The following is a 13,432-nucleotide window of genomic DNA, read 5'->3' as shown; positions in this document are numbered from 1 at the left end:
AGGAAAAACTTTTATGAACTTCCAACAACTCAGAATTATTCGAGAAACTGTTCGCCAAAACTTTAATTTAACTGAAGCATCTGCGGCACTTTATACCTCCCAATCTGGTGTCAGTAAACACATTAAAGATTTAGAAGATGAATTAGGTGTACAACTTTTTGTACGTAAAGGTAAACGCTTATTAGGCCTCACCGAACCAGGACAATCCTTATTAAGCATTGTAGAGCGCATGTTGGTCGATGCTGACAATATTAAACGTCTAGCCGATGATTTTAATAAAGTGGATGAAGGCACACTGACCATTGCAACCACGCATACTCAGGCACGTTATGTGCTGCCACCGATTGTGAATCAGTTTAAAAAATTATTTCCAAAAGTCCATTTGGTTTTACAACAGGCCAGCCCAGTTGAAATTGCAGAAATGCTGCTACAAGGTGAAGCAGATATTGGTATTGCAACCGAATCATTAACAACAGAAGATAATTTGGCCAGCGTACCTTATTATGAATGGCACCATAGCATAATCACCCCAAAAGACCACCCTCTAGCGAAACTAGATAAAATCAGCTTGGACGTCTTAGCCGAATATCCGTTGATTACCTATCATGGCGGTTTTACAGGCCGTTCTAAAATTGACAAAGCCTTTGAAGATGCACAATTGCATGCCGACATTGTAATGTCAGCCCTCGATGCCGATGTCATCAAAACCTATGTCGAACTGAATATGGGGGTCGGGATTGTCAACGATGTCGCTTATGATGCGGAGCGTGATTATCGTTTACAACAAATTAAAACAGATATATTTGGTGTTAATACCACTTGGATTGCGGTACGAAAAGGGCATCTGCTCCGTGGCTATGGTTATGAATTTATTTCGCTCTGCTCACCAGAAACAGATATTAAAGCACTGAAAAAAGTAGCTTATCCAGAAGAATAAATTATCCAAAAAAACAAAAGGCTCATATGAGCCTTTTGTTTTGCTTATTAAAGCGCATAAAAAAACGAGCATTGAGCTCGTTTTTTTATGCTGAATGCATGGATTAGAACTTGAAGCTCACACCCACTTTTGCAACTGGCATCCACTCATATTTACTTTTGTTTTCAATATTGCGTTCTTCTTTCGCAATTTCATCATTCAAGCTAGCACCGCTACCATTAGTAGCTGTACCACCATTTACGTTTTGTAAAGTTGCTGTTGGATTACCAGTATAGTAAGCACCAACCTCACCAAACACACCAATGTTTTTATACACTTGCGGCGCAATACCAACACCTACATATGGTGCGATATCGTCTTTATAACGCATTTTACCTGCAATATGAACGTCAGAAGTTGCATTAAAATCAGTGTTGTTTACACTGAAGTTGCGACCTTGACCTACACGGCGATCAAGTGCGTAATCATTATCTAAGTAACCTACACCAGTAGCTACGTATAATGAGTTTGCAAACATATTTGCACTTGTACCCCAAGGACGAATCTCAGCATTTAAATAAGCTGTTTTATTGTCCATATCTAGGTCATATTTAGAGCCATTTACTTTAAGATCATCAGACCAAGAAATGTCACCACCATTATAACCAAGGCTTAAGCTCACGTATGGATTGACTCGATATGAAATTGCACCACCGTAGCCTGTAGTACCTACCTCAGCACGAACTGAAACCGGATCTAAGTATGAAGGGAACGCATAAACTGATTCCTTCACCACTTGTTCATCTGCTGCAAATGCAGTACCTGCAATCGCTGTTAATGCACCTGCTGCTAACATAACACGCAAAGCTTTCATTGAAGTCTCCTCAAAAAAACGCTTTTATTTAAATAAATGTATAATTGTTGCTTGTGGAATAAGCATAAAAGAATGATCGCTAACTTTTTATACAGAAACTGATTACTTTTTGTTATTTTTTGATACAAATTCGAATGAATTATGTATTTCTAAATTATAGATAAAAAACAATGGTCTCCATTTTTATGACATTTTTATTGCTTAAATTTAAAACAATATATTGTAACTACTTTTTTCAAAGATTCTTGCTGCAAATTAGTGTAAAATCTTCAAAATTTTTTTGGAAGAACGAAGATCATGTCTCAGCTTTCTACAATCATTGAGCAAGCATTTGAAGACCGTGCCAACTATAGCGCAACGGACTGCCCAACAGAAATCCGTCAAGCTGTAGAAGAAGCATTGACTGCTTTAGACAACGGTACACTTCGTGTAGCGGAAAAAATCGATGGTGAGTGGGTTGTTCACCAATGGTTAAAAAAAGCAGTTTTACTTTCATTCAAACTCAATGACAACAAGCCAATTGAAGCTTGTGATCTTCGTTTCTATGACAAAGTAGATACTAAATATGCAGGTTGGACTGAAGAACAGTTCAAAGCTGCGGGTGTACGTGTTGTACCACCTGCTGTAGCTCGTCGTGGTAGTTTCCAAGCGAAAAATGTGATTTTGATGCCTTCATATGTCAACATCGGTGCTTATGTAGACGAAGGTACGATGGTTGATACATGGGCTACTGTAGGTTCATGTGCGCAAATCGGTAAAAATGTTCACTTATCTGGTGGCGTTGGTATCGGTGGTGTTTTAGAGCCATTACAAGCAAACCCAACTATTATTGAAGACAACTGCTTCATCGGTGCACGTTCTGAAATCGTTGAAGGTGTGATTGTTGAAGAAGGTTCTGTCATCTCAATGGGCGTTTTCATTGGTCAATCAACCAAGATCTTCGATCGTGAGACTGGTGAAGTTCATTATGGCCGCGTACCAGCAGGTTCTGTGGTTGTTGCGGGTAGCCTTCCATCTAAATGCGGTACTTACAGCCTTTACGCTGCGATCATCGTGAAAAAAGTTGATGCGAAAACACGTGCAAAAACTAGCCTAAACGATTTATTGCGTGCAGACTAATTTATAATATTTATTGCGGAACTTGGTCGTTCCCCGTCTCTACGATCAGTCATGGTCGTAGAGATTTTGTTTTTTATGTACATGCTGCTTGTGTAGCAACTGTTTTGTGGTAACTGTTTATGGCTTCCTTACGTTCTTCTGCAATTCCTGTCTCAGATCCTGCGGCGGGTTTACGCATCACAGAGATTTTTTACTCTTTGCAAGGCGAAGCGAATACCTTTGGTCTACCGACCGTTTTTATTCGTTTAACAGGTTGCCCTTTACGTTGTAGTTATTGCGATACGACCTACTCTTTTGAAGGTGGCGAACGTTTATCGCTTGAACAGATTATCGAAACTGCAAGCCAACATAAAACACCCTATATTTGCGTCACAGGAGGCGAGCCACTTGCTCAGCCGAATTGCCTGATTTTATTACAGCGCCTATGTGACCTCGGTTTTGAAGTATCTCTAGAAACCAGTGGTGCCTTAGATGTGTCTAAAGTTGATCCACGTGTTTCCAAAGTACTGGATTTAAAAACACCGACCTCTAAAGAAGATCATCGGAACCTATACAGCAATCTTGACTATTTAACGCCACATGATCAGATTAAATTTGTGATCTGTAATCGTGCGGACTATGAGTGGTCGAAACAACAACTTGAACAATTCCAGTTGCAAGATAAAGTGAGTACAGTATGGTTCTCGCCTGCTTTTGCAGTTGAAAAAGGTGCTGTTGCCCTGCCTGCCTTGGCGCGTGACTTAGCCCAATGGATTTTAGAAGACCATCTCCCTATTCGTTTCCAATTACAGTTGCATAAGCTGTTATGGAATGATGAATCTGGTCGTTAAAATACTCACCATATCCGTTCTGCAAAATAGATCGGCTTTTCTCAAATTTATTTTTAGGTTGAATCATGGAAAATAATATGCGTTCTCGTGCCATCGTATTATTGTCTGGCGGCTTAGACTCAACAACGTGTCTTGCTTGGGCACAGGCAAATTATGAATGTATCGCCCTAAGCTTTATGTATGGTCAACGTTCGACGACTGAACTTGATGCAGCAAAAGCACTTGCACAACGTGCAGGCGTAGAACACCGCGTCATTAATATTGATTTGGGCAATTTAGGCGGCTCTGCGCTTACAGATCATAACATTGAAGTCCCAGAACAATTACAAGAAGGCATTCCTGTAACTTATGTTCCAGCACGTAACACTATTTTCTTATCTTATGCACTTGCTGCAGCCGAGGTTTTTGACGCTGCTGCCATCGTTATTGGGATCAATGCTGTTGATTATTCAGGATATCCTGACTGTCGCCCTGAATTTATTGATGCTTTTGCCAATTTGGCTTGTCTGGCGACAAAAGCTGGCGTGGAAGGAAAACCCCTTAAAATTGAAACACCTTTGTTACATTTATCCAAAGCGAATATTATACGCTTAGGCATCGAACATGGCGTAGACTATAGTCAAACGGTATCCTGCTATCAGGCAGATGCTCAAGGACGTGCATGTGGCAAATGCGACAGCTGTCGTTTACGTCAACAAGGTTTTATCGAAGCAGGTATTGCGGATCCAACGCGTTACGCTGAATAACCGATATAGGGTAAAAAATTAGGTACATTATATGAAGTTTTCTAAATCAAATCTTATTCTTTCTACAATAATGTCAGCTGCAGCATTATTTGCAACGGCAACTCACGCAGCTGATAATCCATTACAAACTGCGTATAAAAGTACCAATGTAAAAGCAGCGTTGGTCAATGTATGTAAAGACCAAACTGCGAAAGGCGGCAAATTAACAGCAGCAGAAGTAACTAAATTCTGTGGTTGTCAAATTGACGCGCAAGGTAAAGTAACTGAAGCACAAAAATGGGAAATCCAAAGCGCAATCAATGCGAAGAAAAGCCCAAGTACTTTAGGTTTTGTACAACAGCAAAATAAAGATTTACAAGCTTGCTTAGGCGCGCCGCTTGTAAGCAAGTTAGAAAAGCTCACTGAAGAAGCAATGAAAGCTGCTCAGCAACAGCAGCAACAAGCGCCGAAAAAATAAGCTTGTCTTGCTCAGAACAAAGCCTGCATTTATGCAGGCTTTTTTTATCGAGTTTGTTAAAATCTCATTTATTTTTAATCAATTGAATAAGATCATGCAGGATCAATGGAAAAGCAATGCCGAACGACGAAAATCAATCGTCTCTTTTAGTGGTGGCAAAGACAGTTCTCTCGCCCTATATCACGCCATGCAAACAGGCACAGTGATCGGGTTAATTATGATGTTAGAAGAACAAGGGCAACGCTCCCGTTCACATGCAATGCCACTCGAAATTATCCGTGCACAAGCAGAGGCCATTGGTTTGCCAGTGTATATGGCATCTTCCAGTTGGGCTGATTATGAAAGTAAATTTATTGCCCTACTCGATCAAGCCAAACAACACGGTGCCGAAGTACTGGTAACCGGTGATTTGGATATGCCTCAACATGGCTGTTGGCATGATCGTGTTACCCAACAAGTAGGGTTGAAATTAGGGATGCCACTGTGGTTACGTCCACATAAAGAAGTAGTAGAAGAATTTATCAATCTTGGTTTTCGCAGTGTTCTCGTAACAGTTAATCTTAAACTCGGCATGAAAGTCGAAGATTTAGGCAAAATGCTCACGCTGGAATACATCCAAGAATTAGAAAATCGTGGCATTGATCCATGTGGTGAAGGTGGAGAATTCCACACCACCGTGATTGATGGGCCAATTTTTAACAAAGCTATTCCTGTACGCCAAGGCGATATTGTTTATCATGAGGAATATGCTTTTTTGCCACTTGAGCTTGAACAACATTAATTTTATCGAAGGATGAACAATGTCTGAGAATATTCAATTACCGAATCACACCTTCCCAACCACACAGGGTGAGGTGAATCTTGCAGAGCTGAGTAGTGAATGGCTGGTGCTTTATTTCTACCCTAAAGATTCAACCCCAGGTTGCACCACTCAAGCCGTTGGCTTTTCTTGCTTAAAAGACCAGTTTGATGCGTTAAACTGTCAAATTATTGGCATCTCACGCGACTCGGTTAAAGCGCATCAGAACTTCACTGAGAAACAAGCGCTCACGATTGATTTAATCAGTGATAAAGAAGAAGTGTTGTGCAAACATTTCGATGTAATCAAAGAAAAGAATATGTATGGCAAACAAGTGATGGGCATCGAACGCTCAACGTTTATTTTCCATAACCAGAAATTGGTCAAAAGCTATCGTAAGGTCAAGGCTGCTGGACATGCAGAACAAGTGCTTGAAGACTTAAAAGCGTTACAATCAGCATAATCATGTTAAGTAACAAAAAAGCGAGTTAAAGGCTCGCTTTTTTTATTCAAGCAAATTGCCCTCAGCTTTGCGATTGACGTATGATAAATAGATTAAAAGAATTAAATTAAAGACCTTTAAAATGACTCAGCCCAATGCTTTTTTACCCCTATCCTTGTTATTTTTTCTAGCGGCATGTAACTCCAATGCACCGACGACTTCTCAAGATTCTGCCCCCTTAGTCGCACAAATTCAAAAACCACCGATTGAAATACGCTGCCAAGATATACAGAATCCTGCGTATCAACAGGTCATTCTGAATGCAATTAATGAAATTCGGCAACATCCACGTCAATGTGGCGGACAGCATTTTCCCGCAGTTGCACCACTTAGATGGAACAATCAGTTATATCAAAGTGCTTTGGTTCATGCCGAGGATATGGCGCAGTACAGTGTGCTTGGACATGTCAGTAGCACAGGGCAAGATTTTAGAACCCGTCTAAAACAAACACAATTTAAAGGTCGAGGCGGCGGTGAAAACGTAGCACGTGGACAAAAAAATTTAAATGATGTGATGGCTACATGGCTTGCCAGCCCTGTGCATTGTCATAATTTAATGCATCCAAAATTTACAGATTATGCGCTAGCCTGTACAGTCGACGCATCAACCAAGCAAAAGAGTTATTGGACTCAACAGTTTGGTGTTCGCTAAGAGGAAGAACCATGCAATCTGGATTAATTACCCCGATTTTTCGTATTTTTGATATTGAACTTGCTCAAGCATTTTATCTTGAGTATTTGGGCTTCCAATTGGACTGGCAACATACTTTTGGGGATAACTTCCCTATTTATCTACAGATTTCCAAAGGCGATTGCATTATCCACTTATCAGAACATTTTGGTGATGCTAGCCCGCATAGCGCCATTCGTATTTATTGGGAAAACCTCAGTTTGCTTCATGCAGAATTAGATGCAAAAGATTATAAATTTGCCAAACCTCAAATTGAGAAGACCGATTGGGAAACATTAGAGCTGAGTATCACTGATCCATTTTCAAATCGAATTATCTTTTGGGAAGATGCTTAATCTTCCCTCAGCATTAAGATTCATCAATATTAGAACGGTCATTGTGCTTAAACTTTTGCTGTAATTGTGGATACATCGCTGATTTTTGAAATTCACTCAGAAACTGGATTGTCCCCTCAGGAAAAAATTCAGTTTGAATCTCGCCACGATAATAGGCCTCACGCATTGGCGTTGCTGAAATTGAATCTTTCAAACTGTCTAATTCAACCATCTGCCACTCGGGGAATAAACGTAAATAATACGAAGATTCATCCTTGAAATGACCAATTAAGCCCACTTTCGCATTGGATTGAATGACCGCATTGACCAAATCTTTAACTTGTTTAACCCATTTTTCATCGTTATACACATCGACAACATGCACAAAATGAATCCGTTTTTGATCTTGTGCAGAAAAATTCGACAAAATCATCTGTTCACGTTCAGTGGCTAAAAAGGGATTTTTGATATTCCGTTCAGATTGAGCCGAGCCCAAAGCCAAGATCACGTTCTGACTTTGCTGTAACGCAATTTCAATGGTTTGCATATGCGCCAAATGAAAAGGCTGAAAACGTCCAATAAAAACAAGATAGTCAAATGTGTACATAGGCGTAATTTCACTTTTTGTGAACTCATCAGTTGTGTCATTCAGATAAATATGCGACATAATGAGGGCACTTAAAAATCAATCTGGATTAAAGCAAGGATAGTACGATGACACTTAGCTGTATTCAACAACCTCATCAACATTTGCAAGCAAATTTAGAAGATGGCGTACTCACCTTAGCCATTAACCGTTCAGAAGCAAAAAATGCACTCTATGGCGAACTTTATCTTTGGATCGCAAAAGCTTTGGATGAAGCAGATGCGGATAAAGACGTTCGTGTGGTGATCTTCCGTGGTGCAGAACAAGACTTTACTGCGGGTAATGACATGAAAGACTTTATGGGCTTTATCCAAAAGCCACATGAAGGTAAAGCTGGCGATCAACCTCCATTTGTATTGTTAAAAGCTGCTGCACGTTTGTCTAAGCCATTGATCATTGCGGTCAAAGGTGTAGCAATTGGTATTGGTGTAACGCTGCTATTACATGCTGACCTCGTTTTCGCAGATAACACTGCCCTGTTCCAAATTCCATTTGTCAGCCTTGGCCTGTCTCCTGAAGGTGCTGCAAGTCGTTTATTAGTCAAACAAGCGGGCTATCAAAAAGCTGCTGAATTGCTATTTACTGCGAAGAAGTTTGATGCAGCAACTGCGGTGAAAGCCAATCTGGTGAACGACGTGGTTGAAGATGTCTATGCCACTGCGCAACAAACAGCTCAACATTTAGCTGCATTGCCATTGGCTTCGATCAAACAAAGTAAGGCACTAATGAAGCAAGACTTGGCTGAAATCATTCAGTGTGTTGATGATGAAGCTGAAATCTTTATGCAGCGCGTACGCTCACCTGAAATGATGGAAGCCGTACAAGCCTTTATGCAAAAACGTAAGCCTGATTTTTCTCAGTTTAATTAATGCGATAGTCGTTGATTAAACTCAGCCACTTCGTTGCTCAACTTAGTGGCTTTTTTATTTTTGTCATTTGTCTAGATATTCAACATCGGACAGTCTAAGCTCAAGCTAGATTAAAATTAAATTGCAAAGAATTTATGAAAGTTGTGATTGCCCCAGATTCATTTAAGGACAGCCTATCTGCACACGGTATTGCTCAGGCGATTGCTTTAGCTTGGCAACAAGTCTTTCCTGATGCAGAAATCATTCAATGCCCAATGGCGGATGGTGGTGAAGGCTCTATCGAGGCCGTCTTAGAGGTTTGTTCAGGGCAATGGCATGAGCAAAGGGTTCAAGGCCCACTTGGTGAAGCTGTACTGGCAAAATGGGGCTGGTTAGATGCTAAAAAGATCGCCATCATTGAAATGGCACAAGCCAGTGGTATCCAGTTGGTGCAACCTGCTGATCGTGATGCATGTCATAGCAGTACTTTTGGTACAGGTGAACTAATCCTCGCTGCTTTGGATGCGGGTGCAAAGGAAATTGTACTGACTGTCGGCGGCAGCGCAACCAACGATGCAGGTGTAGGTTTACTCAATGCATTAGGTGCAAAATTTCTAGATGCAGATCATCAGATCTTACCTGCTGGTGGTCTTGCCCTGCAAAACTTAGCTGAAATCAATTTAGATCAGTTTGATCCACGGATTCAACAAACCCAATTCCGATTAGCTGCCGATGTGACCAATCCTTTATGTGGGCCTAATGGCGCTTCTCGTATTTTTGGACCACAAAAAGGTGCTTCACCTCATCAAGTGTTGGAGTTAGATCAAGCTCTCTCCTGTTTTGCAGACGTTACTGCTCAATTGCTTGGCGTTGATCAACGTAATGAGGCTGGTGCAGGAGCCGCTGGTGGACTTGGTTTTGCTGCTAAAACATTCTTAAAGGCTGAGTTTCGATCTGGAGTTGAAGTCATTGCAGAACTGAATCAACTTGCTGCCAAAATCCAAGGCGCTGATTGGGTGATTACAGGTGAGGGAAAGTTTGATGAGCAGACTTTAAATGGCAAAACACCGTTTGGCGTTGCCAAAATTGCACAAGCCGCCAATATCCCTGTGATTGTGATAGCAGGAACGCTTGGGCAAAACTATCAAGCTTTATATGAACATGGCATTACGGCTGCCTTTTCTTTAACCTCAGGCCCAACTAGCTTAGAAGAAGCTTGTACTAATGCAGCAGAACTGGTGAGTGCGCGAACAACGGATATTGCTCGATTGATTCAAAGCAATATTATTAGAAAAGAATAAAGCTTATTGAATCTCTAAAATCTGGATAAACTCAAAAGCAGGTTCTTCATAGGGATGACTTGCTTTTAGAGCTTTTGCCACAGCACTGGCCTTTTCTTTTGTGACAATAGTTTCAACTCGCCATTCTTCGAGCTGCTCTAATTCATCCAACTGCCCTAAAAAAGGATTTGCACCTTTTACAGGCTTAAATTGCCCAGTGCCTTTGACTTGCCAAGCACAATGCTCATAATTGCCAATACCACCTGCTCCTGCTTTGAAAATGGCAGATTTTGTAGATTCAAGGTGAGACTCTGGCACGTAATAAATCAATTTTAGCATTATCGAAATGACTCAAATCATGGATAATCAATTCATGAATCATAACGCTAAAAAAGTCTAAAAATCAAAGTGAAATATTCATCATCAGATAGCTCACGCTTATCAGTACAATTTGAATAACGACGGTCAAGCCAAACCAAAACCAGCCTTGATCTTTTGTATGCAATGTTCTTAAATAATTTTCGTGTTTCATTATCCGATTTCTCATATTTTGTTCATTTTCAAAATATAAGAAGCAAGAATTGAACCAACTCTGAAAAGCAATTTTTTTATAAATGATTCAAACAAACGATCCTAAGCTCTAGATTTATCTTTCTATCTAATTAAAATAAAATAAATTTCTATAGAATTTTTATAAATTGATATGGCTCATTCTTTTCAAACTCGATGGGATTTTTTTTATCCCGACAAACTTCCAATTTCTCATTATTTAGTCCAAAATTTTCCACAATTTTGGTTCAGAATCCACAGCCTTCCCGAGTCAAAAAGATATGCTAACAACCCTGAAGAATATGAGTTATTGCTAAATCGGCAAAACAAAATCATTACAGATTGCCTCGGTATCGGTACTTCTATTTTTATTGTTTCAGGTCATTACTTCACAGCGAGCAGGAACAATAAAGCTTATGACCCTATTTTTAGGCTTAATTACCAATTCCATTTAGAGCAGGAAATTAACTTAACTCAAGCCAATCCTGAATATTATGAAGGAGAGGATGAAGATCATTTCTTTAGACCTTGTACAGTAGAAGTAACTTGGCAAACGAATCAACACAATGACTTGTTGAAAAAAATCGCTGATGATGAGTTAAGGGCTTTTATGATTTCCTTTGAGCAAAATATAATTGTTGCACCTTATGATGGCGGCATTGATTTTATTATCTTTGATAAAGCGAAAAGAAATGATTTAAGAAACAAATATCAAGACTGGCTTTCACCAAGAGCAGATGGATTATGACGACGTTAAGCTATTCCTTAAAAAGCTTAACGCTTCTCTAAAGGTTTCATGCCAATGATCATCTGGTTGTTGATCTAAACAATACCAAAAGAATCTAAAGTCTAAACCACCGCCATCCTGACAATGATGTTGCCACGTTTCAGCCAACTCACCCTTCACCTCACATAAATAAAAATACCAGTTTTGCAGATTGAATTTAAGTATGAGATTACCCAGAAACTTGGGATTAGGCTGAGCACTCAATCCCGACTCTTCAAACAACTCACGAATTGCAGCCTGTTCATATTGCTCACCCTGTTCAATTGTGCCCTTAACCAATTGGGTCCCAGCAAGTGGATGATGAAAAGCCAATATATCTATACCTTGGTTTTTATGTCTTAAAACTACAGGGACAACTTTTCCATAGCACTGCACTTTTAGTCACTCAAAGTTATATAAATAAAACTTTTATTTTCAAACCAATGATTTAGTCTAATAATTTTCCCGTAATATATTGTTTATCCTGTTCAAAGTTGACCAATTTATCTCCAAACCGTGCTTGTTTAGTCTCATATTCTACTAACCATTTTAAATATTCTAAAAGTGTAGATCCAGTACGACTAAATTCAGATTCTGGTTGTCCATCATCCCATAACCAAACATAATCATTTTTTAAAGCAGTCGCTAGATATGCAAACTGATTGCCTTCATTTTCATTTGTTAATGGGAAGAGTTTATTTTCAACTGCACTAATCCACCCATTAGGTTTATTTATTTCATCTTCACCATCTAAAACTTTTTGATAGTCTGTATAAGCCTCTTTATTCCATGAATATCTGAACATAGATACAGAGCCCCACAACAAACCGCCTGAGCATCTTCCCATTTGTGATAAAAACTCTCGGAACTGCCCATGAATCTCTAGATTATAAATTTCAGCAATTTGATCAATTTCTTGCTCTGTATAGCCTTGAATATGTTCTGGATAAAAAGGCAAATGCGTATCTTCATGTCGACAGCTTATCAACTCAGAAACAAAATCAACCATATAGAAAAATCTCTAATTCTTTAATTATGTTGATCATTATATAAAAGAATCATCTAGCATGCGTTTTTCAATTAATGAGTTCAAATACACTTTTATATTGCTGATTTCCAGATACTCTATTTACAAAAGCCTTTTACTGAATCTGCTCTGGAAGGCTACAGCCTGAATAATAAACCCAACATTGATTTCCAGTTGCAATACAGCGTTTCATAGCTCGGCTTTTTGCTTCTTCTAAAGTCGGTGAACCAGATGAAAAAGTCGCTGAAGTACTAGCTGCGACAGCAGCACATTGATTATGATACGTCAGTTGTAATTTGCAATCCCCACCGTTTCTATTCTTGCACTCGTCAAGTGCACTATTCTCTGCTATTCGCTTACTGCTCATATTCGAAACAATACCAAAAATACCTTTGCCATCATCAGCAATCGCCCCCCAACGATCTGCCCATTTGGGCGCAGCATGAGCATATCCTACGACACCATAAGATGAACTTGATGAACCACCACTTGCATTCCCACCATTACATGGCCCTGCCTGTGCTGCACCATCGCAAGCATAAACGCCAGGAGCAATCGGAACCTGTGCTACAGAGAATGGAGTTAAGCCAGCAAAAACCAATCCAATCAATAAACCATAATTTGCTTTCATCCCTTATCTCTCTTTATTCAAAATGATTTATTTTTAAACTATTGGATCTGCTCTGGAAGGCTACAGCCAGAATAGTAGACACGACAGTTACTCCGCTCCTTCTCGCATCCATTCATACTGTTCTGAACCGCTAATTCTCTAGTTGCCGCACGGGCCCATGTTGTACCTCCTTGCCCTGCAGCAATTGCGGCGCACTGGTTGTGGTAGGCAAATACGAGGTTGCATGCTCTCCCTCCTCTCTTCTTGCATGCCTCCACCGCCCCTCGCTCAGCATCACTCCGACTGATCTTGTTCTCGACAATCCCAGCAATGCCAGCACCATCATCAGCAACCGCCCCCCATCGATCTGCCCATTTGGGCGCAGCATGAGCATATCCTACGACACCATAAGATGAACTTGATGAACCACCACTTGCATTCCCACCATTACATGGCCC

The 13,432-nt window shown here is 40.1% G+C and carries 20 protein-coding genes; 12 read left to right on the top strand and 8 right to left on the bottom strand.

From position 1 onward, the window contains the following. Positions 1-13 precede the first annotated feature (13 nt). Positions 14-937, top strand: coding sequence for a CysB family HTH-type transcriptional regulator (locus F885_RS03360; RefSeq protein ID WP_005189937.1), 924 nt, complete (start codon positions 14-16; stop codon positions 935-937). Between the two features lie 103 nt (positions 938-1,040). On the opposite strand, the gene carO is transcribed toward F885_RS03360, so the two are convergent. Next, positions 1,041-1,790: an ornithine uptake porin CarO gene (carO, locus tag F885_RS03365; RefSeq protein ID WP_005204856.1), complete on the bottom strand. Its 750-nt coding sequence runs from the start codon at positions 1,788-1,790 to the stop codon at positions 1,041-1,043. Between the two features lie 297 nt (positions 1,791-2,087). On the opposite strand from carO, the gene dapD reads away from it, so the two are divergent. The 8 genes from dapD to F885_RS03405 all read left to right on the top strand — a co-directional run bounded on the left by dapD (position 2,088) and on the right by F885_RS03405 (position 7,269). Beyond that, positions 2,088-2,909: a 2,3,4,5-tetrahydropyridine-2,6-dicarboxylate N-succinyltransferase gene (gene dapD / locus F885_RS03370; RefSeq protein ID WP_004805724.1), complete on the top strand. Its 822-nt coding sequence runs from the start codon at positions 2,088-2,090 to the stop codon at positions 2,907-2,909. A gap of 119 nt (positions 2,910-3,028) precedes the next feature. Continuing rightward, positions 3,029-3,739, top strand: a complete 711-nt coding sequence (queE, locus tag F885_RS03375) for a 7-carboxy-7-deazaguanine synthase QueE (RefSeq protein ID WP_005322072.1) — start codon at positions 3,029-3,031, stop codon at positions 3,737-3,739. A 77-nt stretch (positions 3,740-3,816) separates the two neighbouring features. Then, positions 3,817-4,485 carry a 7-cyano-7-deazaguanine synthase QueC gene (queC, locus tag F885_RS03380; RefSeq protein WP_212749842.1) on the top strand — a complete coding sequence of 223 codons (669 nt, stop codon included), beginning with the start codon at positions 3,817-3,819 and terminating at the stop codon, positions 4,483-4,485. Positions 4,486-4,516: 31 nt separating this feature from the next. Beyond that, entirely contained in the window at positions 4,517-4,942 is a 426-nt protein-coding gene (locus F885_RS03385; RefSeq protein WP_005322066.1) for a hypothetical protein, read from the top strand. A 94-nt stretch (positions 4,943-5,036) separates the two neighbouring features. Further along, complete coding sequence (locus F885_RS03390) at positions 5,037-5,723, top strand: Dph6-related ATP pyrophosphatase (RefSeq protein WP_032859763.1); 687 nt, start codon at positions 5,037-5,039, stop codon at positions 5,721-5,723. A 19-nt stretch (positions 5,724-5,742) separates the two neighbouring features. Further along, positions 5,743-6,204, top strand: a complete 462-nt coding sequence (locus F885_RS03395; RefSeq protein ID WP_005322062.1) for a peroxiredoxin — start codon at positions 5,743-5,745, stop codon at positions 6,202-6,204. A 121-nt stretch (positions 6,205-6,325) separates the two neighbouring features. After that, positions 6,326-6,895 (top strand): CAP domain-containing protein, encoded by a 570-nt coding sequence (locus F885_RS03400; RefSeq protein ID WP_005322060.1) that lies wholly within the window; start codon positions 6,326-6,328, stop codon positions 6,893-6,895. Positions 6,896-6,906: 11 nt separating this feature from the next. Then, the gene (locus tag F885_RS03405; protein ID WP_005322058.1) at positions 6,907-7,269 is read left to right on the top strand and encodes a glyoxalase superfamily protein; all 363 of its coding nucleotides are present in this window, start codon (positions 6,907-6,909) and stop codon (positions 7,267-7,269) included. 13 nt (positions 7,270-7,282) lie between these two features. Here F885_RS03405 and F885_RS03410 read toward each other — a convergent pair whose 3' ends face one another. Then, the gene (locus F885_RS03410; protein ID WP_171068234.1) at positions 7,283-7,855 is read right to left on the bottom strand and encodes a nicotinate-nicotinamide nucleotide adenylyltransferase; all 573 of its coding nucleotides are present in this window, start codon (positions 7,853-7,855) and stop codon (positions 7,283-7,285) included. A gap of 107 nt (positions 7,856-7,962) precedes the next feature. Here F885_RS03410 and F885_RS03415 point away from each other — a divergent pair, with 107 nt between their 5' ends. Together F885_RS03415 and F885_RS03420 are read left to right on the top strand one after the other, a co-directional pair. After that, positions 7,963-8,763 (top strand): enoyl-CoA hydratase-related protein, encoded by an 801-nt coding sequence (locus F885_RS03415; protein ID WP_005322055.1) that lies wholly within the window; start codon positions 7,963-7,965, stop codon positions 8,761-8,763. A gap of 134 nt (positions 8,764-8,897) precedes the next feature. After that, positions 8,898-10,043: a glycerate kinase gene (locus F885_RS03420; RefSeq protein WP_005322053.1), complete on the top strand. Its 1,146-nt coding sequence runs from the start codon at positions 8,898-8,900 to the stop codon at positions 10,041-10,043. Between the two features lie 3 nt (positions 10,044-10,046). Here the strand turns inward: F885_RS03420 and F885_RS03425 are convergent, their stop codons facing one another. Together F885_RS03425 and F885_RS21365 are read right to left on the bottom strand one after the other, a co-directional pair. Then, complete coding sequence (locus F885_RS03425; protein WP_005322052.1) at positions 10,047-10,361, bottom strand: YqfO family protein; 315 nt, start codon at positions 10,359-10,361, stop codon at positions 10,047-10,049. Between the two features lie 64 nt (positions 10,362-10,425). Then, on the bottom strand, positions 10,426-10,557 hold the full coding sequence (locus tag F885_RS21365; protein ID WP_251118196.1) for a KGW motif small protein: 132 nt from the start codon (positions 10,555-10,557) through the stop codon (positions 10,426-10,428). Positions 10,558-10,725: 168 nt separating this feature from the next. On the opposite strand from F885_RS21365, the gene F885_RS03430 reads away from it, so the two are divergent. Then, positions 10,726-11,319 carry a DUF3885 domain-containing protein gene (locus tag F885_RS03430; RefSeq protein ID WP_005322050.1) on the top strand — a complete coding sequence of 198 codons (594 nt, stop codon included), beginning with the start codon at positions 10,726-10,728 and terminating at the stop codon, positions 11,317-11,319. On the opposite strand, the gene F885_RS03435 is transcribed toward F885_RS03430, so the two are convergent. The 4 genes from F885_RS03435 to F885_RS20365 form a co-directional block, all read right to left on the bottom strand. Next, on the bottom strand, positions 11,314-11,733 hold the full coding sequence (locus tag F885_RS03435) for an NUDIX hydrolase (RefSeq protein ID WP_005322049.1): 420 nt from the start codon (positions 11,731-11,733) through the stop codon (positions 11,314-11,316). The genes F885_RS03430 and F885_RS03435 overlap by 6 nt on opposite strands. Before the next feature lie 52 nt (positions 11,734-11,785). Next, entirely contained in the window at positions 11,786-12,346 is a 561-nt protein-coding gene (locus F885_RS21135) for an SMI1/KNR4 family protein (RefSeq protein WP_005322048.1), read from the bottom strand. A 133-nt stretch (positions 12,347-12,479) separates the two neighbouring features. Further along, a complete protein-coding gene (locus tag F885_RS03445) occupies positions 12,480-12,995 on the bottom strand; it encodes a DUF4189 domain-containing protein (RefSeq protein WP_005322046.1) in 516 nt (171 codons plus the stop codon). A gap of 38 nt (positions 12,996-13,033) precedes the next feature. Beyond that, positions 13,034-13,432 (bottom strand): DUF4189 domain-containing protein (locus F885_RS20365; protein WP_005322043.1); only part of this gene is annotated, 399 nt, incomplete at its 5' end.

This window comes from Acinetobacter higginsii, assembly GCF_000369845.1.
Lineage (GTDB): Bacteria > Pseudomonadota > Gammaproteobacteria > Pseudomonadales > Moraxellaceae > Acinetobacter > Acinetobacter higginsii.
The sequence above is the reverse complement of the archived record's forward strand: the minus strand, read 5'-3'. Positions and strand labels throughout refer to the sequence as shown.

Coding starts and splice junctions, on each gene's coding strand:
- F885_RS03420 (WP_005322053.1), top strand. CDS start 8,898: ATGAAAGTTGTGATTGCCCCAGATTCATTTAAGGACAGCCTATCTGCA.
- F885_RS03360 (WP_005189937.1), top strand. CDS start 14: ATGAACTTCCAACAACTCAGAATTATTCGAGAAACTGTTCGCCAAAAC.
- F885_RS03445 (WP_005322046.1), bottom strand. CDS start 12,995: ATGAAAGCAAATTATGGTTTATTGATTGGATTGGTTTTTGCTGGCTTA.
- F885_RS03405 (WP_005322058.1), top strand. CDS start 6,907: ATGCAATCTGGATTAATTACCCCGATTTTTCGTATTTTTGATATTGAA.
- carO (WP_005204856.1), bottom strand. CDS start 1,790: ATGAAAGCTTTGCGTGTTATGTTAGCAGCAGGTGCATTAACAGCGATT.
- F885_RS03410 (WP_171068234.1), bottom strand. CDS start 7,855: ATGTACACATTTGACTATCTTGTTTTTATTGGACGTTTTCAGCCTTTT.
- F885_RS21135 (WP_005322048.1), bottom strand. CDS start 12,346: ATGGTTGATTTTGTTTCTGAGTTGATAAGCTGTCGACATGAAGATACG.
- F885_RS03430 (WP_005322050.1), top strand. CDS start 10,726: ATGGCTCATTCTTTTCAAACTCGATGGGATTTTTTTTATCCCGACAAA.
- F885_RS03415 (WP_005322055.1), top strand. CDS start 7,963: ATGACACTTAGCTGTATTCAACAACCTCATCAACATTTGCAAGCAAAT.
- queE (WP_005322072.1), top strand. CDS start 3,029: ATGGCTTCCTTACGTTCTTCTGCAATTCCTGTCTCAGATCCTGCGGCG.
- queC (WP_212749842.1), top strand. CDS start 3,817: ATGCGTTCTCGTGCCATCGTATTATTGTCTGGCGGCTTAGACTCAACA.
- F885_RS03390 (WP_032859763.1), top strand. CDS start 5,037: ATGCAGGATCAATGGAAAAGCAATGCCGAACGACGAAAATCAATCGTC.
- dapD (WP_004805724.1), top strand. CDS start 2,088: ATGTCTCAGCTTTCTACAATCATTGAGCAAGCATTTGAAGACCGTGCC.
- F885_RS03425 (WP_005322052.1), bottom strand. CDS start 10,361: ATGCTAAAATTGATTTATTACGTGCCAGAGTCTCACCTTGAATCTACA.
- F885_RS03385 (WP_005322066.1), top strand. CDS start 4,517: ATGAAGTTTTCTAAATCAAATCTTATTCTTTCTACAATAATGTCAGCT.
- F885_RS03400 (WP_005322060.1), top strand. CDS start 6,326: ATGACTCAGCCCAATGCTTTTTTACCCCTATCCTTGTTATTTTTTCTA.
- F885_RS03395 (WP_005322062.1), top strand. CDS start 5,743: ATGTCTGAGAATATTCAATTACCGAATCACACCTTCCCAACCACACAG.